The following is a 19,058-nucleotide window of genomic DNA, read 5'->3' as shown; positions in this document are numbered from 1 at the left end:
CACTCACCGTCGGAACCTGATCCACCGTACTCGTCACGGCCGCCGCCTCCAGTCCTTCAAGGGACTTGAGCGCCGGCGGGCAGGCGTTCGTCGAGGCTCTGTCGGATCTGATCATTGAACCATTTGATTACCGGGCAACTTGATCGTTGAACATCAGGGCCCCCGAATTTCCATCTTTGGTTAAAACCCTTGTGGCGGTATATACCGCTAAGGTCGACTCATGAACACGCACTTCTTTCCTCTCTCTCCCGCCACCCTCAAGCGCTGGTCGCTACCGGTATTGATCCTGGCTTTCGGCATGTTCTATCTGCTGCCGATGATGTTTCACGGCCTGTGGATTCCCGACGAAACCCGCTATGCCCAGATCAGCCAGGAAATGCTCTTGAGCGGCAACTGGACCGCCCCGCACTTCATGGGTCTGCGCTACTTCGAAAAGCCCATCGCCGGCTACTGGATGATCGCCATCGGCCAGGCGATTTTCGGTGACAACCTGTTCGGGGTCCGCGTTGCCTCGGCGGTCAGTACCGGGCTGAGTGTGCTGCTGACGTACCTGATGGCCCGCCGCCTGTGGAATGACCCACGCAAGAGTTTCGCCTCGGCGTTGCTGTTCATGAGTTTCGGCCTGATCGCCGGACAGGCCGGTTACGCCAACCTCGATCCGCAGTTCACGCTGTGGTCGAACCTGAGCCTGGTTGCCTTCTGGTTTGCGTTCGACAGCCAGGAACGTCGCCATCGACTCTGGGCCTGGGCCGTACTGGGCCTGGCCTGTGGCATGGGTTTCCTGACCAAGGGCTTTCTCGCCCTGTTGCTACCGGTGCTGATCGCCCTGCCCTACATGATCTGGCAACGCCGCCTGGGCGAATTGCTGCGGTGCGGCCCGATTGCCGTGGTGGTGGCGGTTGTCGTCGCATTGCCCTGGGTGCTGGCCGTCAACGCGCAGGAGCCTGACTACTGGCACTTTTTCTTCTGGCACGAGCATATCCAGCGCTTCGCCGGGAACAACGCACAACACGCCCAGCCCTGGTGGTTCTACCTGCCGCTGCTGGTGGTGTCGTGCCTGCCGTGGTCAGTGATGCTGATCCCGACCTTCAAGCAGGCCTGGCAGGAAAAACGCCAGGCCGGCACCGGCTTCCTCTGGCTGGCATTCCTGCTGCCGCTGGCATTCTTCAGTCTCAGCAAGGGCAAGCTGCCGACCTACATCATGCCGTGTCTGCTGCCACTGGCGCTGATGATGGGCAATGCCCTGATCGACCGCGTGGCCCGGGCCGAGGGCCGGGCGCTGCGTCTCAATGGCATGCTCAACCTGATCCTCGGGCTCGCGGCGCTGATCGGCCTGATCGTGCTGCAGGCGACCCGCTACCTCTACGAGAACAGCCACGCCGAGGTCTTCAACCTGTCGTTGGTGTTCATCATGCTGATGGCCTGGATCATCGCCAATGCCTTGCAGGCGCTGCGACCGCTCACGCTGTGGGCGATGCCGGCGCTGGGTATCGCCCTGCTGGTGGCCCTGCTGCCGGCCGGCATGCCGGCGAGCGTGATCAACAACAAGATGCCCGACCAGTTCATTGCCGAACACATCGACGAACTGCGCCAGACCAACCGCCTGCTGAGCAACGAACTCGGCGCCGCAGCCGCCCTCTCCTGGCGCCTGCAACGTCCGCAGGTGGACCTGTTCAATACCGCCGGCGAACTGAAATACGGCCTGGATTATCCAGACGCCGCAGGGCGCCTCGTTACCTTCGACAGCGTCGGCCAGTGGATGAGCGAGGCACGCAAGCAGGGCCCGGTCGGGGTGGTCATGCGGGTCCGCAGCGTTGTGGAAATGCAGGAGATCGCGCTGCTGCCCGTGGATGGCAAACGCTACAAGGACGGTGACCTCGAGATCATCATCTTCCCGCAGACCCGACCATGAACCTCGGCTACTGGAAAACCGACAAAGGTGCGCTGGTACTGCTGTTGGTGGTCTCGGCCATGCTCCTGCTGCTGGGCCTCGGCTCGCGGGAGCTGTGGGGACCGGAAACCCGCTGGGCGAACATTGCCCTGCAGATGCTGCAGTCAGGCAACTATTTCGACCCCTATCTCAAGGGCCAGCCCTACTACGACAAGCCGCTGCCCTCCTACTGGCTGATCACCGCCAGTGCCGGCTTGACGGGTGGCCTGGGGCCCTGGTCGCTGCGCCTGTCCTCGGTGATTGCCGCGTGGCTGAGTGTCTGGCTGATCTACCTGATCGGTGAGCGCCTGTGGCGCAAGGGCACCGGACTGATCGCCGGCTGGATGCTCGCGACCACCTTCTATTTCGTGTTCTGGGCCCGCGTGGCGACCGCCGATATCCTCACGGTGTTCGGCGTGCTCGCCGCGGTCTGGTGGTACTGGCGCGGACCGGACGATACGCGGCTGGGCCGCTACACGGTGTTTTTCCTGATACTGGCCCTGACCTCGCTGCTCAAGGGGCTGATCGGCTTTGTCCTGCCCGGACTGGTGCTGTTACCGCACCTGCTCGTCGAGGGGCGCTGGAAACGCCATCTCAATCCACGGGTATTCGTCGCGCTGCTGGTGGCCGCCGGGGTCTATGCCGTGCCATTCGTGCTATCGCACTTCTACGGCTCGCCGACCTATGGCGAAAGCGGCCTGGCGCTGGTGTTCAAGGAGAACGTCGTACGTTTTTTCGACCCCTTCGATCATATGGAACCGATCTACACCTACCTGATCTATCTGCCGGCCTACACCCTGCCCTGGGCGCCCTGCTGGATGCTCGGGTTATGGCTGGCGTTGCGCCAATGGAAGCAGATCGAACCCGAAACCCGCTGGCTGGTCTGGGGCCTGGGCCTGCTGTTTGTGTTCTTCACCGCCAGCGGCAGCCGGCGCAGCTACTACGTGCTGCCCCTGGTGCCGTTCGCCCAGTTGCTGGCGGCCTGGTGGGTAACCCGGCGCATGGCCGCAAAACGCGCCGCCGGCAAAGTCAGCGGGCCGGGTTGGGCCAAGGGGTTCGGAGTGACGGCGCTGCTTCTGCTGCTGGTCATCGGGATGATCTACCCCTGGGCCAATGGCGGTGGCGGCACGATACGGTTTGCCGAGGACGTACGGGCCAAGGCGAGCCAGAGAGCACCTTGGGATGAATGGCAGGTGGTCATGATCGAGGTCGACAACAAGCTGCCGATGTACCTGGACAACCAGGGCGCCCCCTTCTACTACGTGCAGGAGACCCAGGACTATCCGCGTCACGGCGACACCGACGCCTTTATCGACTGGCTGGAAAAGACCAGCGGCCGCGCCTGGGACCCGGCACGCACACTGATCGTCGGCAGCTTCGGGAGCGGCGATACGGTGCCCTTGAGCGGCCTCGCGGCGGATCATGATGTCGTGCTCAGCCAGCCCACCAATGGCGCCCGACTTGCCCATCACCACGAGGATGGCAGCGTGGCGTACATTCCGAAGATGCCCGGGCTTCAGCCCTGAACGAACGGTGGCGCGGGGCAGGCACGCATTGCACGTGCCGGCCCCGCCGCTCGCCTGGGCTCAATCAGTAACCCAACGACAGCCCGGTGTTGCGACGCGGATCATTGGCCCCGTAGAAGCGGTTGTTGCCTACTGGCTTGCCGTCGAGGGAAGGCGCGCCGACCAGGATGGCCGCCAGGTGATTCAAGGGTTGCGGACCGGCAAACTTGTGCCCCCAACCTTCAAGAATCTTCTGCGTGTCCGGGCTCAGTGCGAAGGCCTCGATATTGGTTTCCTCCGGCAGCCACTGCTGGTGGAAACGCGGCGCATCCACCGCCTCCTGGATGTTCATCTTGTAGTCGATGACATTGAGGATGGTCAGCAAGGTCGCGGTGATGATGCGGCTGCCACCCGGCGTACCGACCACCATGACGGTCTTGCCGTCCTTGGTGACGATGGTCGGGCTCATCGACGACAGCGGCGTCTTGCCCGGGGCAATGGCGTTCGCCTCGCCCTGGACCAGGCCGTACATGTTCGGCACGCCGACCTTGGAGGTGAAGTCGTCCATCTCGTCATTGAGGATGACCCCGGTCTTGCTCGCCATGACACCCGCGCCGAACCAGTCGTTGAGGGTGTAGGTCACCGACACCGCGTTGCCCCATTTGTCGACGATCGAGTAATGGGTGGTGTTGTTGCCTTCATGGGGCGCCACGCCCGGATTGATCTCCTTGGAGATCCCGGCCTTCTGCGGATCGATGGCGGCCCGCAGCTTCTCGGCGTAGCCCTTGTCCAGCAGGTGGGCCACCGGGTTCTTGACGAAGTCGGGGTCGCCCAGGTAGCTGTTGCGATCGACATAGGCGTGACGCATGGCCTCGATCTGGTAGTGCAGGCCCTGGGCGGAGTGATAACCCAGCTTGTCCATCGGATAGCCTTCGAGGATATTCATGATCTCGCAGATCACCACGCCGCCCGAGCTGGGTGGCGGCGCCGAGACAACATGGTAGCCACGGTAATCGCACTCGATGGGTGCCAGCTCGCGGGTCTTGTACTTGTCGAGGTCGGCCTGGGTGATGATGCCTTTGCCGGCCTGGCTCGAATCGACAATGGCCTTGGCGACCCAGCCCTTGTAGAAACCGTCGGTGCCCTTGGCGGAGATCTCCCGCAGGGTCCTGGCCAGGTCTTTCTGCACCAGCTTCTGGCCGACCTGCATCGGCTCGCCCTTGTTCAGGAAGATCGAGCCCGAATCGTGGATGTCCTTCTTGAACTCGGCGGTGGCCGTGTGCAACAGGTCGATATCGCCCTGCTCCAGGACAAAGCCCTGGTCGGCGAGCTTGATCGCCGGGGCGATGACTTCGGCACGTTTTTTCGTGCCGTATTTTTCCAGTGCCAGCTCCATGCCCGAGACGGTGCCCGGCACGCCGACGGCCAAATGCCCTTTTGAGCTCAGGTCGGGAATGACATTGCCGTCCTTGTCCAGGTACATGTTGGCCGTGGCGGCCAGGGGCGCTTTTTCCCGGAAATCGAGAAAGGTCTTGCGGCCGTCGGCCAGTTGCACGGTCATGAAACCGCCGCCACCGAGGTTGCCCGCCGCCGGGTAGACCACCGCCAGCGCATAGCCGACCGCAACGGCGGCATCGACCGCATTGCCGCCGGACTTGAGGATATCGACACCGACATGAGTCGCCAGGTGCTGCGCCGTGACCACCATGCCGTTTTCCCCGGCGACCGGCGCCTGGGAAGCTGCGTGGACGGGAGAAACAGCCAGAATCAGCGCTGTCGCCAGGAGCGAGCGCGCAAGGGGTTCAAACTTCATAAGCCGACTCTCTTGTTTTTATTTGCTGGAAACGCAGACGCCTGTCTGCGCGGGCCTTTACAAGGTAGTCGCTACGGAACAATTCACCTAGTACCAATTCCTCGGTTTTTCGCCGTACCAGGCTGTCCGGCGCAGACATGCCGCGACACGAACCCCACGAATGCGTCCAGCTTGGGCACCGGTGTCCGCGAGCGCGGATAGACCATGTGCACGGGCTTGGGCGCCGGGATACAGGCATCCAGCAGGCGGACCAGGCGCCCCTCGGCAAGCGCTTCGGCCACCAGGAAATCCGGCTGCATCAGGATGCCGTTGCCGGCCAGCGCCGCCTGCAGCAACACCTGGCCGTCATTGCTCTTGAGCACGGCCTTTTCCGGCCACGGCACCTCTTCCGTGCCATCGGTCAATGGCCAGGCAAAGCGGTTGTGCCAGGAGGTATGGGTGAGGATTCGATGGCGTGAAAGATCGGCCGGTTCGAGCGGTGTGCCCTGTCGCGCCAGGTAGTCGGGCGATGCGCAGATCAGCATCTGGTACGGGGCCAGGGCAACGGACATGAGGCTGACGTCCACCGACTCCGAAACCCGGAACGCCAGGTCGAAGGCTCGCTCCTGCAGGTCGATGATCTCATTGCCGAGGATCAGCTCGACCTGGATATCCTCGAAAGCCTTCATGAATTGCGCCACCAGCGGTGCCACCAGGGCCACTCCGAGCGTCATCGGCGCGGTGATCCGCAGCAGGCCGCCGGGCCGGTCGCCGGAAGACTCCAGACGGGCAAAGGCGGCATTGACCTGTTCGAGGGCCAGCCGCGCTTCCTCGTAGAACAGCCGGCCTTCGGCGGTCACCGTCTGGCGGCGGGTGGTGCGCTGGATCAGGCGGACCTTGAGAGCCTGCTCCAGATGCTGGATATGTCGGCCCACCATGACTGCCGACATCCCCAGCAGCGGCGCCGCATCGGCAAAGCTGCCCGCTTCGACCACAGCCACGAACACTTCCATTTGCCTGAGCTTGCTCATACTTCCCCCTCGGCCGGGCCAGGACACGGTCGCCATCATGCATGGCGATGACCGCAAGTCAATCAACGGCTCGTCATCGAACGCACAGATAATTACTAACCCGAGGTTAGCAATCAACAAACGCGTGATGTCTTTATCAAGGCCTGATGGGGCCCTACCCTGAACGGCAAATCCCCGAGAGCCCGACCATGACCCGCGCGCTTGCCAACACCCTCGCTTCTTTTCCTCGTGCCCCTCTGCTGGACGGTCCGACCCCGATCCAGCGGGCCCATCGCCTTGAACAAGTCCTGGGGGCAGATGCCAGCGGCATCGGGCTGTATCTCAAGCGTGATGATTTCATGGCCCTCGGCGGTGGCGGCAACAAGCTGCGCAAACTCGAATTCCATTTCGGCGAGGCCCTGCGCCAGCAGATCGACACCGTGATCACCGTCGGCGGCCTGCAGTCCAATCATGCCCGGCTGACGGCCGCCGCCGCCGCCCGACTGGGACTCGCCTGCGAATTGGTGTTGACGCAATCGGCCGTGGTTTCCGGCATCGATTACGAACATAACGGTAATCGGCTGCTCGACGAGTTGTTCGGTGCCCGCTTGCACCTGTTGCCCGCCGGCTCCGATTCACTGGCGGTTGCCAATGAGCGGGCCACGCAACTGCGCGAAGCCGGGCGCAAGGTCCTGGTGATCCCGATCGGCGGCTCCACGGCCCTGGGCAGCCTGGGCTATGCCCGTTGCGCCGAGGAAATCGTCCAGCAGGAAGCCGGGCTGGGGCTGCGCTTCCAGAAGGTGTTGGTGCCCAACGGCAGTGCCGGGACCCACGCCGGACTGGCGGCCGGCTTCGCAGCCATGGGCCGCGGCGCGGCCGTGGTGAAGTCCTGGTCGGTGCTCGCCGATGAGGCCGTGTCGATCGAACGCACCTGGCAACTGACCCGCGACACCCTGGACCTGCTGGGACATCAGTCGCCACTGGAACGGGCGTCGATACGGATCGACGGCAGCCAGCTGGGCAGTGCCTATGGCGCACCGACCGAGGCCATGCTGGAGGCCGTGCGCCTGCTGGCATGCAGCGAAGGGTTGCTGGTGGACCCGGTGTACTCCGGCAAGGCCCTGGCCGGCTTGCTCGCCGATCTGCGCGCAGGCCGCCACCAGCCGGGCGACAACCTGCTGTTCGTGATGACCGGCGGTTCGCCGGGCCTCTATGCCTATCGCCAGACATTCCAGCCGGCGTAGCACCGCGACGGGCCGGCGGAATCACTCCTGCCGCCCGGCGACCTCCAGTGCCAGCTCGGCAAAATTGCGTGCCGCCACGCTGGCCTGGGCCGGCAAGGCCACGCACACCGTACAGGGCGGCATATCGCGGATCACCGGAAACGACAGGCCCGGACGCGAATAGAACCGCGCCGTGGACGCCGCCGTGATGCTGATCCCGCGCTCCGAAGCCACCGCCTGCAACTCGCTCTCGACCGTCGAGGCCTCGTGGATGACCGGGGCACTGCGGCCCTGGCGATACTGGTCCGCCGTCCAGTAGCTGCGCCAGACATTGCTTCCCGGCGCCGCTACGATGGGGTCGTCGAGAATATCGAAAATGCTCACCGACGCCTGCGCGGCCAGGCGGTGGGTGCTCGGCAGGCACGCCACGCAATCCTCTTCCACCAGGGTGATCAACTCGACCTCCGGCAACTCCAGGGGCGGTCGTAGGATCGACACATCCATGCCCTCGGCAATGCCGGCATGGGGCTCGGAGAAGTCGAACTCCTTGACCAGCACCTTGACCTGGGGAAAGCGCCGGGCGAATGAGCTGAGAATACGCGGCATCAGGTCGACACCCGCACCGATCAGAAAACCGACCTTGAGCGAACCGCGCAGGCCCACGGCATGATCGCTGGCGGTCTGCGCCATCCGCGCCAGTTTCTCCAGGATCTCCAGCGCCTGCGGCAGCAGCGCTTCACCGGCTTCGGTCAGGGCCACCTTGCGGGTATTGCGCTCGAACAGCGGTACATCCAACTGCCCCTCGAACTGGCGGATGGTCTGCGACAGTGCCGGCTGGGACACATGCAGGCGCGCCGCCGCTTTCACGAAACTCAGCTCTTCACCCACCATGGCAAACGCCCGCAACTGGCGGATATCGACCCCGTTGATCAGCATTTTTCCCCTCCCCCGACAACCCTCGGCAGCTCACCCGATCATGGCACGACTTATAAGCTGTGCCAATTAATCGGCCGCTAATCGGTCTTTCTAAAGCCCCGCCCCCCGGCGCTAGTATCGATCCAGCTCGATGCAGGCGAGCGTCCAGAACAAGACACTGCAAAACCACGAACACTGCCCCGAACAAAAGAGATAAGCAGATGAACGACGTGATCCAATCCCCGACAAACCTTGCCCCGACCGCCGTTGCCCATCCGGCCGACAAGATCAACCTGGTCAAGGCCCGTGGCTCGCTGGTCTGGGATGACCAGGGCAAGGAATACATCGACTGCACGGCCCAGGCCTGGTCCAACAACCTCGGCGCCAACGACCCGCGCGTGGTGGAGGCGGCGATTGCCCAACTGCGGGACATGACCCATATCCGGCCCAACTTCGGCTCGGCCGCCCATACCCGGCTGGTGTCCAAGCTGCGTGAGGTCTCCCCCGCCTCGCTGAACCAGATGGGCTTTGCCCTGCATGGCAGCCTGGCCGGCGAGATGGCGATGAAGCTGGCCTTCAAGAATCGTCCCGGAGCGCAGAACCTCATCGTCCTGCAGGACGGCTACCACGGCCGCTCCCTGGCGACCTTGGGCGCCAGTTGGCCGCACCCGAACAACCCGTTCCTGCCGATCCAGCCGCGCTTTACCCGCGTGCCGCATCCCAACCCCTACCGTACACGCCTGGGCATGGATCCGGAACTCGAGGCACAACTCTGTCTCGGCCTGCTGGAAGAGACTATTGTCAAAGGCGTCGACGGCGCCGTGGCCGCGGTGATGATGGAGCCGATCCAGGGCAACGGCGGGCATATCGAGTTTCCACGCTCCTACTACAAGGGCGTGCGCGAGCTCTGCGACCGCCTCGGCGTGCTGTTGATCTTCGACGAAGTGCAGACCGGATTCGGCCGCATGGGCACCATGTGGGCCGCGGACTACTACGATGTGGTGCCGGATATCATCGTCTTCGGCAAGGGCGTGGGCGGTGGTTTCCCCCTCGCCGGCATTCTTGCCGACGACCGCCTGCGCTGGTTCGACGAGGGTGAAGAGGCGCTGACGTTCGGCCACTTCCCGGTGTCGCTGGCGGCGGGTTACGCGGCGGTCGAGGCGATTGTCGCCGACGATCTGTGCGAGAAGGCCCGGCTGGCCGGGGAATATGTCACCGAGCGCCTGCTGGAGATGCAGACCCGCCACCCGCTGATCGGTGATGTACGCTGCCCGGGGCTGATGGCCTCGATCGAACTGGTCAAGGACCGGGCGACCAAGGAGCCGGCCTGCCGCGAGTCCCACGAGGTGTATCGCCTGGGTGTCGAGCGCGGCGTGCTGTTCGGCGAGAGCCGCTATGCCGGGCTGGGCAACCTGATCAAGGTCAAGCCGCCCCTGGATATCGAGCGTCCGTTGCTGGCCAGGGCCCTCGACGTACTGGATGAAGTGCTGGGTATCATCGAGGAACAACGGTCATGAGCACAGTCCTTGAAAGCAATCGCCCGCTGGCTGGCACCGAACCGCCTGCCAGCGGCATGACCCAGGACGACGCGGACCTCGCCAGCCTCGGCTACGAGCAGAAGATGCACCGCACCATGAGTGCCTTCACGTCTTTCGCCCTGGCCTTTTCGATGGTCTCGATCAACACCGGTGTGGTGACCTTGTTCGCCGATCCGTTCAACCGGGTCGGCGGTATCGGCATCCTCCTCTGGCTGCTGGTGATTCCACTGGTGTGCTGCATCGTCATGGTCTACTGCCACCTGGCCGGGCGCATTCCCCTGACCGGCTATGCCTACCAGTGGTCCAGCCGCCTGGCGGGCAATCACTTCGGCTGGTTTACCGGCTGGGTGGCCTTCATCTCCTTTGTCGCCGGGACCGCCGCGACGTCGGCCGCCATCGGCACGGTCTTCGCACCGGAGATCTGGGCCAACCCGACCCAGGGACAGATCCAGGGCCTGAGCATCGGCGCGACACTGGTGGTCGGGGTGCTGAATATCTGCGGCATCCGCCTGGCGACGCGGATCAATGACATCGGTGCGATCATCGAGATCATCGGCACCGTGCTGCTGGCAGCGGCCTTGTTCTTCGGAGTGTTTTTCTTCTTCGAGCACACCCAGGGCGTGGCGATCCTCACGTCGGCGGCACCGGTCAGCGGCGGTGAGATCAGCTTTACCACCCTGGCCCTGGCCACCCTGTTGCCAGTCTCGGTACTGCTCGGCTGGGAAGGCGCGGCGGACCTGTCCGAGGAAACCAGGGACCCGCGCCGGGCAGCGCCGAGGGCGATGATCCGCGCGGTGGTGGTATCGAGCGTGCTCGGTTTCGTGGTGTTCGCCCTGCTGAGCATCGCGATTCCCGGCTCGGTCGGCGACCTGCTCAAGCAGTCGGAAAATCCGGTGATCAATATCGTCCGCCTGCAACTGGGCAATGCCGCCGGCACGGTGATGATCGTGATCGCCTTTGCCTCGATCCTCGCCTGCCTGATCGCCAACATGGCGGTGGCGACACGCATGACCTTCGCCCTGTCGCGGGACAATATGCTGCCCGGCTCCAGGGTACTGGCACGGATCAACCCGCATTTCGGCACGCCGGTGGCGGCGATCATACTGATCACCGGCATCGCGGTACTGCTCAACCTAGCCAGCGGCGGGTTTGTCACGGCGATCTATTCGATGGTCGGGCTGACCTACTACTGCACCTACCTGCTGACCCTGATCGCCGCCTACCTGGCCTACAGGAACGGGCGCATGCCGGAAGCGCCCGAGGGCGTCTTCAGCCTGGGTCGCTGGTTGCTGCCGATGATCCTGCTGGGCGCGCTCTGGGCACTGGCGGTGATCCTCACCCTGAGCGTACCGGAAGAAAGCCATACCGGCGCACTGACCACCGGGATCACCCTGGGTGTCGGAGCCTTGTGGTGGGTGGTATCCCTGAGAAAGCGCCTCAATGAAGGAACCGCGGGACCGAGCACCAAGCGCTTGGGGTGATGCGAAGGCGATGAATGACAAGGCCCCGCGAGGGGCTTTGTCATTGCCGGGACGCGCCAACGGGCTGGTCGCATCGTCGGTATTTCCGTACCATTCCCTCCTTTTCGCCCTGCCCTCGCTTGCCCCCGCCGGCTCCCAATTCAGGTAAACCATGAAACCCGCCCGTCTACGCGCCGATGTCCTGGCCGGACTCACCACTTCCTTCGCCCTGGTGCCCGAGTGCATCGCCTTTGCCCTGGTCGCTCACCTCAACCCGCTGATGGGCCTGTACGGGGCCTTTATCATCTGTACCCTGACCGCGCTGTTCGGCGGACGCCCGGGGATGATCTCCGGAGCAGCCGGGTCCATGGCCGTGGTGATCGTCGCGCTGGTGGTGCAGCATGGCGTGCAGTACCTCTTGGCGACGGTGCTGCTGGGCGGATTGATCATGGTGGTATTCGGCCTGTTGCGCCTGGGCAAGCTGGTGCGCATGGTGCCGCATTCAGTGATGCTCGGCTTCGTCAACGGCCTGGCGATCATCATTGCCCTGGCCCAACTGGAACAGTTCAAGGTCGGCGATGGCTGGTTGCGCGGCGAGCCGCTGGCGCTGATGCTCGGGCTGGTGGCGCTGACCATGGCAATCGTCTACCTGCTGCCACGCCTGAGCCGCGCGGTGCCGCCGGCATTGGTGGCGATCCTCGGGGTCGGCCTGCTGGTCTACCTCTGTGGCCTGCCGACCCGTACCCTCGGAGACATGGCGCATATCGCCGGTGGCCTGCCCGCCCCCACGCTGCCGCAGATTCCGTGGAGCCTGGAAACCCTGCATATCGTCGCCCCCTATGCGCTGCTGATGGCGCTGGTGGGCCTGCTGGAAACCCTGCTGACCCTCAACCTCACCGACGAGATCACCGAGACCCGCAGCTACCCGGACCGCGAATGCGTGGCGCTGGGAGCGGCCAACATGGTTTCCGGCGTGTTCGGTGGCATGGGTGGCTGTGCCATGATCGGCCAGACCGTGATCAACCTCAGTTCCGGCGGCCGCGGTCGTTTGTCCGGCGTGGTGGCCGGGGTGATGATCCTGCTGTTCGTGCTGTTTCTTTCGCCGCTGATCGAGCGCATCCCGCTGGCCGCGCTGGTCGGGGTGATGTTCGTGGTATCCCAGCAGACCTTCGCCTGGGCTTCACTGCGGGTGCTGAACAGGGTGCCGCTGAACGATGTGCTGGTGATCATTGCCGTGACCGTGATCACCGTGTTTACCGACCTGGCGACGGCGGTGCTCTGCGGGATCCTCATCGCCGCGCTCAACTTCGCCTGGCAGCACGCCCGCGAATTGTATGCCGACACCCATGAAGAGGCCGACGGCAGCAAGCTGTATCGCCTGCACGGCACGCTGTTCTTTGCCTCGACGACGCCGTTCCAGAACCTGTTCGACCCCGCCAACGACCCGCAGAAAGTGGTGCTCGATTGCCGCCACCTGAGCTTCGTCGACTACTCGGCGATTGCTGCACTGAAGAGCCTGCGCGAACGTTATGCCAAGGCCGGCAAGCATCTGCGCGTCGAGCACCTGTCCGAACGCTGCAGGCAGTTGCTGAAACGGGCCGGAGTCCAGCATGGGTGAAACCCCGGATACCTTTATCCGCAGATAGCCATTTCGGTCAAATCGGGACGGTTGGCGCCGGCAAACAGACCGCGGCCGATTGCCCGCGCGGTGTCCAGGTGCGCCTGCGGATCGTCGCTCTCCGAGTTGAGCAGCAACGAGGAAGTCACCACCGTCGCCCCGCAGTAATCGAAGATCCCGTGATCGATCTGGGTCTTCATGGCATGGGCATAACCATGGCGCTCGAAGGTCTGCGGGTCGGCCCCCCCGACCCCGACCAGATGCACCTGCAGGCGCCCTAGCTTCTTCACGAACGGTCCGTCCAGGCTGAAATCGAAAGCCCAGCCGTTGGCGAACACCCGGTCGATCCAGCCCTTGAGCAACCCCGGCATCGACCACCAGTACACCGGGAATACCAGCACCAGGGCATCGGCGCGCTCAAGCCGTACGTGTTCGGCGGCCACATCGGCGGGGAATGCCGCGTGCTGGCGATGCACCGCCAGGTCCCCCGCGGTATACCTCGGGTCAAAACCCTCCGCCGCGAGATCGGCGATTTCAAACGAATGACCGGCATCCGCCGACGTCAGTCCTTCCCCCAGGCGTGCAGCCAGGCTGTGGCTCAGGGAATGCGGTTCAGGGTGGGCAACAACGATAAGGGCATGCATGGCGACACTCCGGCAGGTTGATTGCGGCTCAAAGGCGAACCTTGATATGCTCGACACAAGTTACTATTAGTAAGTTACTTTTGGTATATAAGCATGTCAAGCAGCAGGAAACCGCTTTCCGAATCCCAGCCCCGGCGACGCCTGACCCGGGAAGACCGCCACCGCCAGCTGCTCGATGTGGCCTGGCAAGTGGTACGCGAGGAAGGCACCGATGCCCTGACCCTGGGCCACCTCGCCGAACGGGCCGGAGTCACCAAGCCGGTGGTCTACGATCACTTCACCACCCGTCCCGGTCTTCTGGGGGCGCTTTACCAGGACTATGACCTGCGCCAGACCGCCCTGATGGATGCTGCACTCCAGGCCGCCGAGCAGAGCCTGGCCGGATCTGCGCAGGTGATTGCCGGCGCCTATGTGCAATGCGTCTTGCAGCAGGGCCGGGAGATTCCCGGCGTGATCGCCGCCCTGGCCAGCTCGCCGGAACTGGAGCAGATCAAGCGTGACTATGAAGTGATCTTCCTGGAAAAGTGCCGGAGTGCCCTCGCCCCTTATAGCCGCACGGGCGAGATCGGCAGGGCCGGCCTGCGAGCGATGCTTGGTGCCGCGGAAGCCCTGTCCCACGCCGCCGCATTGGCTGAGATTTCCCCTGAACAGGCGCAGGACGAACTCTTTGAAACCATTGTCGCGATGGTCGAAAGAAGTTCCCGTCACTGAATACGCAGGACGCTTGCACATTTCATCGGGCGAGGCAGTGCCTGACTGCCCAGGCACCGTTTAGGCAATCAGGCCCGATATACGACACTACTGACGACACTCAGGATAATAACCGTCGAATATCGCGATCCGACTTACAACGTTCGAAACAACAGTCCTGCACAATCATTGATACAAAACACCCTACCCACCTGCCAGTTTCAGTCAGTAGCCACTGATGGAAAGCGTGATGAAACAAGGAATGTCAGGATGAAAGCCCTTCTATTGATAATCGCCGGCCTGCCCCTGGTCGCCTGTGGCAGCGATGCCACCCCCTCCGCCAAGACGGTACTCGATGCCCTGAAAGCCAACGGCGTCCCTTTCAACGCGGTGAGCTACCCCAAGCGCAAGCCCCTGAGCCTGTTGCCGAACACCTACAGGGAGCGGGTGGAAGTAGCCTTCCCGAGCATCGCCCCCAAGGGCGGGCAGTTCTTCGTCTGTGAAACCCGTGAGTACTGTGATTATTTGCAGGAGCACTTTCAAACCTTGAAGGCCTTGGCCGGGCCCCATGTCTATCGCTCGAAAAGCGGCCGGGTCCTGGCGCAGCTCTACAGCACACTGGAACAGCCGGTCGCCAACCAGATCCGCGCGGCCATCGAGGAACTGTAGACCGGCTCAGTTCGCCGGGCCGTCGAAGCGATCGCGCCAGACCAGCACCGGAATGACCCGAACATAGATCAGCTCGCCTACCAGTTCGACCAGCGTCTGGGTGATCACGGCGGCGGCGGCCAGGCCACGGATATCCTCGGGCAGTGCCAGGGCCAATGGCAACACCACCAGGGAGTTGCGCGTCGACGCACTGAAGGTGACAGCCCGCGCACTGCCTGCCGGCAACCTGCAGAGTCGCGAAGCCAGTGCGCCCATGACTGGCGCCAGCAGCATGAAGCCGATGTACACCGGGATCACCGGGGCAAGCCGGTCGATATCGCGCACCACCGCGGCAAACTGCGAACCGACCACGGCCATCAGAACGGCGGCCATGGCCGGCACCGGCAACCAGGCCCAGGCATCGCTCCAGGCATTGACGATCCGCGAACGCCGGGCCAGCGAGCAAGTCCCCACGGCCAGTAGCAATGGCGCGACGATCAGCACGAGAAAGGCTTCGACAAACGGCCCGATGGAGATCACCACCCCGGACTCGCTGCCCAGCATGAAAGCCAGGTACACCGGCAACAGGATCAACTGAAGCAACAACAGGACGGGGGTGGCGGCCAGGACTCTTCGCGAGTCGCCCTTGCCGATATGGGTGAACACCACCACGTAGTCGATACAGGGTGTCAGCAGCACCAGCAGCGCCCCCGCGAGAATCGCCGGATGCCCCGCCAGGCCTCGACTCAGGCCCCAGACCAGGAGAGGAATCAATACGAAGTTGGCGAACAGCAAGGCCGTCATGAAGCGCTTGTCGCCCAGGCCACGACGCAGGTCGAGAAACGGGATCTGCAGGAACATCGCGTACATCAGCACCGCGATGGTCGGGGTCACCAGGGCATTCAACCCGAGGGCGACAAGGGGCGCGGTCAGCCCGAGGAGCGCCGCGATCAACACCGCGACGAAATAGACCGGTATCTGGTTCTGCTCAAGTGTGTCGCGATTCAAGACGCGTCCCTCTGCTGCAAAAAAGCCGTCAGCCTATGCAACGGGGGGACGTTCGTCGAGCAGGAACTACTGAACCGCCACCCGGATGCCAAAGCCGATCAGGAACATTCCGGCCACTTTTTCCAGCACGGTGGTCAACCTGCGGCTCGCCCTTACCCGCTCGGCGAAGAAGTGCGTCAACAGCACCACGATCAGGCCATACAGGAAGGTCAGGGACGAGACGGTCACCGCCATGAAAGCAAAGGTCAGCATGCCCGGATGCTGGGTCGGATCGATGAATAGCGGGAAAAAGGCCATGTAAAAGAGGATCGCCTTGGGGTTGAACAAAGTGATCACCATGGTTTGGCGCAGATACTGGTGAGGCTTCATTTCAAAAGGCATCGCCCCGCCAGACCTGGCGAACAGCAACCGGCAGCCCAGGTAGAACAGGTACGCGCCCCCCATCCACTGCACGATATGAAACGCTGCCGGATAAGCCTTGAGCAAGGACGCCACGCCTGCCACCGCGAGCCACATCAGCACCTGGTCGCCGAGGATCACCCCAACTGTCGCCGCAAGGCCGGCACGCACGCCACCCTTGCCGGTCGAGGTGATCAGGGCGAAATTGCCCGGCCCCGGAATCAACAGCAGAATCACGAACGCGAGCACAAAGGCCCCGTAGTTACTGACACCCAACATCACCCGTACTCCTTATCCGTTGCCGCGAACACCCAGAATGCGCATACCCCGCTCAATAATCAACAACACTCGGGGACTGGCGTTTATTCCCGTCGCTCGGCCCACTGATTCCCCGGCACGTCCGTCGAGCGCGGAGCGATCATGTCGCCCAGCAACTCATCGCTCGCGTCGGCAAAACGCTCGATCAGGTAGTCCAGCAATACCCGTACGCGCGGCATCATGTAGCGGCTGCCGTGGAAGACCGCATGAACCCCCGCCTCATTGACACTCAAACCGGGCAGCACGACCTTCAGTCTGCCGGCGCGAATATCGGCGGCGACATCCCAGATGGTCTTGCGCGCAATCCCCCGCCCGGCCAACGCCCAGGTCCGGGCCTGGGCGCCATCATTGGTTTCCCAGGCCTGGTCCAGGGGCACGGTGTAGTTCCAGTGCTGCTCGTGGTCGAGAAAATGGAACACATTCAGCGGGCCCGCCGCGGTCACCAGCACGATGTATTGATGATCCGCCAGGTCCGCCACCGTTCGCGGCTCGCCATGACGTTCCAGGTAGTCGGGTGAGGCACAGAGCACCCGCCAGTTGGGCGCCAGGCGTCGCGCGACCAGCGTACCGTCCCGGGGCAGCCCGAAGCGGATCGCGATATCGATGTCGTCCTGCAGCAGATCCGACACCGAGTCGGACAGGGTCAGTGAAATCTGCAGTTGCGGATGGAGATCGCAGAATGCATCAAGCCACTGGTTGATCAGGGTACGGCCCAGATCAGCCGGCACCGAAAGCCGCACCTTGCCTCGCACGCCACCGCGCACGGCCTGCAAGGCTTGCTCGCCCTCCTCGATGGCACGCAAGGCCACCTGGCAATGTTGCAGGTAGATCCGCCCTTCCTCGGTCAGTCGCAAGCGGCGGGTCGTACGATCGAAAAGCCGGGCCTGCAATGCCGCTTCCAGCTTGATCAGACGCGCACTGGCGGCGGCCGGCGACAGACCGGACAACCGTCCGCCCGCCGAGAGGCTGCCCTGGGCGGCGGCCTCGACGAACAATCGCATATCCCCAAGCCTGTCAGTCGCCATTCTCTATCCAGATTTGAAAGTCATTCAATTCATAAGCCAATTATCAAATACAAGCTGATTCCGCAATCTTTCAGGCTTGAAACCCACCCTGGAAGGTCATGCCAAACCATGAAAGAACAGACAGTCGCGACGCTCCCGTCGCCCAACCCACCCGACATCGCGAGCGGACTCCCGGTCATTCGCTTGCTGGCGCTGACACTGAGCAGCTTTATCGCCACCGCCAATGAAACCGTGCCCGCCGGACTGCTGCCGCAGATTGCCGACGGATTCCGGGTGTCCGAGGCGCTGGCCGGCCAGTGGGTGACGCTTTGTGCCCTGGGGTCGGGACTGGGGGCCATTCCCCTGACGTTTGCCACCCGCAATCATGGGCGCCGCTCGCTCCTGCTGCTGAGCATCGCCCTGTTCTTTATCTGCAACGCGCTGACCGCCCTGTCGAGTTCCTATGGGCTGATACTCCTGGCCCGTTTTATCGTTGGCCTGGCGACCGGGATGGCCTGGAGCCTGATGGCCGGCTGTGCCCGCAGGATGGTCGGGACCTCGTTGCAAGGTCGCGCCCTGGCCTTGGCCATGCTCGGTATTCCATTGGCCCTGTCCCTGGGTGTGCCCTTGAGTGCCTGGCTGACAAGGCTGGTTGAATGGCGTGTGATCTTCGGCCTGTTGTCGGCGATGAGCCTGCTGCTGATGATCTGGGTATGGCTGGGCGTCCCCGAGGCACCCGCCGAACAGCAAGTGGCCCGCCCGTCGCTGCGCAAGGTGCTGAGCACACCGGGGGTGCGTCCCGTGTTGTGCGTGGTCTGGATGTGGATCATGGCGCACTACACGCTCTATACCTACATCGCCCCCTTCCTGGAAAGTGTCGACCCCGGTATCGCCCTCGAACAGGTGCTGCTGGTGTTCGGCCTGTCAGCCATGCTGGGCGTCTGGCTCGTCGGCCTGCTCGTCGATCGGTGGCTGCGCGTGCTGGTAGTGATCAGCCTGGGGACTTTTGCGCTGGTCGCCCTGGGCCTGGGCCTGCGGGGGACGTCGCAGGCGGTGCTGTATATCGGCGTCGCACTCTGGGGCCTGAGTTTCAGCGGCGCGCCGACATTGCTCCAGACCGCCCTGGCGGATGCCGCCGGCGATGGTGCCGAAGAAGCCCAGTCGATGCTCGTCACCGTGTTCAACCTGGCCTATGCGGGCAGCGGCATCGTCGGCGCCGTGGTCCTGGAAACCCTGGGCGCCACGGCCCTTCCCTGGACGCTGGTGGCCTGGCTGCTGGCGGGCCTGCTGATTGCCTGGCGGGCCAGGCGTCACGCCTTCCCCCCTGTCCGACGCACCGTTTGAACGAGGGCCATC

16 protein-coding genes are annotated in these 19,058 nt (G+C 63.6%); 9 read left to right on the top strand and 7 right to left on the bottom strand.

Annotation, left to right across the window (positions count from 1 at the left end; genetic code table 11):
• Positions 1 to 220 precede the first annotated feature (220 nt).
• Complete coding sequence (gene arnT / locus ACL9RJ_RS07010) at positions 221 to 1,912, top strand: lipid IV(A) 4-amino-4-deoxy-L-arabinosyltransferase (protein WP_103032505.1); 1,692 nt, start codon at positions 221 to 223, stop codon at positions 1,910 to 1,912.
• A complete protein-coding gene (locus tag ACL9RJ_RS07005; RefSeq protein ID WP_422765063.1) occupies positions 1,909 to 3,456 on the top strand; it encodes an ArnT family glycosyltransferase in 1,548 nt (515 codons plus the stop codon). The genes arnT and ACL9RJ_RS07005 overlap by 4 nt, the downstream gene beginning before the upstream one ends.
• A 64-nt stretch (positions 3,457 to 3,520) precedes the next feature.
• Here the strand turns inward: ACL9RJ_RS07005 and ggt are convergent, their stop codons facing one another.
• Together ggt and ACL9RJ_RS06995 are read right to left on the bottom strand one after the other, a co-directional pair.
• The gene (gene ggt, locus ACL9RJ_RS07000) at positions 3,521 to 5,248 is read right to left on the bottom strand and encodes a gamma-glutamyltransferase (protein ID WP_017125250.1); all 1,728 of its coding nucleotides are present in this window, start codon (positions 5,246 to 5,248) and stop codon (positions 3,521 to 3,523) included.
• Between the two features lie 83 nt (positions 5,249 to 5,331).
• Positions 5,332 to 6,258: a LysR family transcriptional regulator gene (locus tag ACL9RJ_RS06995; RefSeq protein WP_017125249.1), complete on the bottom strand. Its 927-nt coding sequence runs from the start codon at positions 6,256 to 6,258 to the stop codon at positions 5,332 to 5,334.
• A gap of 188 nt (positions 6,259 to 6,446) precedes the next feature.
• On the opposite strand from ACL9RJ_RS06995, the gene ACL9RJ_RS06990 reads away from it, so the two are divergent.
• Positions 6,447 to 7,481 carry a D-cysteine desulfhydrase family protein gene (locus ACL9RJ_RS06990; RefSeq protein ID WP_103032538.1) on the top strand — a complete coding sequence of 345 codons (1,035 nt, stop codon included), beginning with the start codon at positions 6,447 to 6,449 and terminating at the stop codon, positions 7,479 to 7,481.
• A 21-nt stretch (positions 7,482 to 7,502) separates the two neighbouring features.
• Here the strand turns inward: ACL9RJ_RS06990 and ACL9RJ_RS06985 are convergent, their stop codons facing one another.
• On the bottom strand, positions 7,503 to 8,396 hold the full coding sequence (locus ACL9RJ_RS06985; protein ID WP_017125248.1) for a LysR family transcriptional regulator: 894 nt from the start codon (positions 8,394 to 8,396) through the stop codon (positions 7,503 to 7,505).
• A 200-nt stretch (positions 8,397 to 8,596) separates the two neighbouring features.
• Here ACL9RJ_RS06985 and ACL9RJ_RS06980 point away from each other — a divergent pair, with 200 nt between their 5' ends.
• The 3 genes from ACL9RJ_RS06980 to ACL9RJ_RS06970 all read left to right on the top strand — a co-directional run bounded on the left by ACL9RJ_RS06980 (position 8,597) and on the right by ACL9RJ_RS06970 (position 12,991).
• On the top strand, positions 8,597 to 9,892 hold the full coding sequence (locus ACL9RJ_RS06980) for an aspartate aminotransferase family protein (RefSeq protein WP_244861745.1): 1,296 nt from the start codon (positions 8,597 to 8,599) through the stop codon (positions 9,890 to 9,892).
• Positions 9,889 to 11,394 (top strand): amino acid permease, encoded by a 1,506-nt coding sequence (locus tag ACL9RJ_RS06975; protein WP_017125246.1) that lies wholly within the window; start codon positions 9,889 to 9,891, stop codon positions 11,392 to 11,394. Before ACL9RJ_RS06980 ends, ACL9RJ_RS06975 begins: the two co-directional genes overlap by 4 nt.
• A gap of 151 nt (positions 11,395 to 11,545) precedes the next feature.
• Positions 11,546 to 12,991 (top strand): SulP family inorganic anion transporter, encoded by a 1,446-nt coding sequence (locus ACL9RJ_RS06970; protein ID WP_017125245.1) that lies wholly within the window; start codon positions 11,546 to 11,548, stop codon positions 12,989 to 12,991.
• Between the two features lie 14 nt (positions 12,992 to 13,005).
• Here ACL9RJ_RS06970 and ACL9RJ_RS06965 read toward each other — a convergent pair whose 3' ends face one another.
• Positions 13,006 to 13,635, bottom strand: a complete 630-nt coding sequence (locus tag ACL9RJ_RS06965; RefSeq protein WP_177087894.1) for an NAD(P)H-dependent oxidoreductase — start codon at positions 13,633 to 13,635, stop codon at positions 13,006 to 13,008.
• 93 nt (positions 13,636 to 13,728) lie between these two features.
• On the opposite strand from ACL9RJ_RS06965, the gene ACL9RJ_RS06960 reads away from it, so the two are divergent.
• Together ACL9RJ_RS06960 and ACL9RJ_RS06955 are read left to right on the top strand one after the other, a co-directional pair.
• Positions 13,729 to 14,346 carry a TetR/AcrR family transcriptional regulator gene (locus ACL9RJ_RS06960; protein WP_017125243.1) on the top strand — a complete coding sequence of 206 codons (618 nt, stop codon included), beginning with the start codon at positions 13,729 to 13,731 and terminating at the stop codon, positions 14,344 to 14,346.
• Positions 14,347 to 14,595: 249 nt separating this feature from the next.
• Positions 14,596 to 14,994, top strand: coding sequence for a hypothetical protein (locus tag ACL9RJ_RS06955; RefSeq protein ID WP_017125242.1), 399 nt, complete (start codon positions 14,596 to 14,598; stop codon positions 14,992 to 14,994).
• A 6-nt stretch (positions 14,995 to 15,000) separates the two neighbouring features.
• On the opposite strand, the gene ACL9RJ_RS06950 is transcribed toward ACL9RJ_RS06955, so the two are convergent.
• From ACL9RJ_RS06950 to ACL9RJ_RS06940, 3 genes are all read right to left on the bottom strand, one after another.
• Positions 15,001 to 15,981: an arsenic resistance protein gene (locus ACL9RJ_RS06950; RefSeq protein ID WP_177118716.1), complete on the bottom strand. Its 981-nt coding sequence runs from the start codon at positions 15,979 to 15,981 to the stop codon at positions 15,001 to 15,003.
• A gap of 66 nt (positions 15,982 to 16,047) precedes the next feature.
• Positions 16,048 to 16,659: a LysE family transporter gene (locus ACL9RJ_RS06945; protein WP_103032539.1), complete on the bottom strand. Its 612-nt coding sequence runs from the start codon at positions 16,657 to 16,659 to the stop codon at positions 16,048 to 16,050.
• An 83-nt stretch (positions 16,660 to 16,742) separates the two neighbouring features.
• Entirely contained in the window at positions 16,743 to 17,699 is a 957-nt protein-coding gene (locus tag ACL9RJ_RS06940; RefSeq protein WP_256351521.1) for a LysR family transcriptional regulator, read from the bottom strand.
• A gap of 132 nt (positions 17,700 to 17,831) precedes the next feature.
• Between ACL9RJ_RS06940 and ACL9RJ_RS06935 the strand changes: the two genes are divergently transcribed.
• Positions 17,832 to 19,046 carry an MFS transporter gene (locus ACL9RJ_RS06935; protein WP_212809761.1) on the top strand — a complete coding sequence of 405 codons (1,215 nt, stop codon included), beginning with the start codon at positions 17,832 to 17,834 and terminating at the stop codon, positions 19,044 to 19,046.
• Positions 19,047 to 19,058: the final 12 nt, after the last annotated feature.

This window comes from Pseudomonas sp. Mn2068 (assembly GCF_049319725.1).
GTDB classification, from domain to species: Bacteria; Pseudomonadota; Gammaproteobacteria; order Pseudomonadales; family Pseudomonadaceae; genus Aquipseudomonas; species Aquipseudomonas gingeri.
This window is presented reverse-complemented; position numbering and strand designations above follow the sequence as displayed.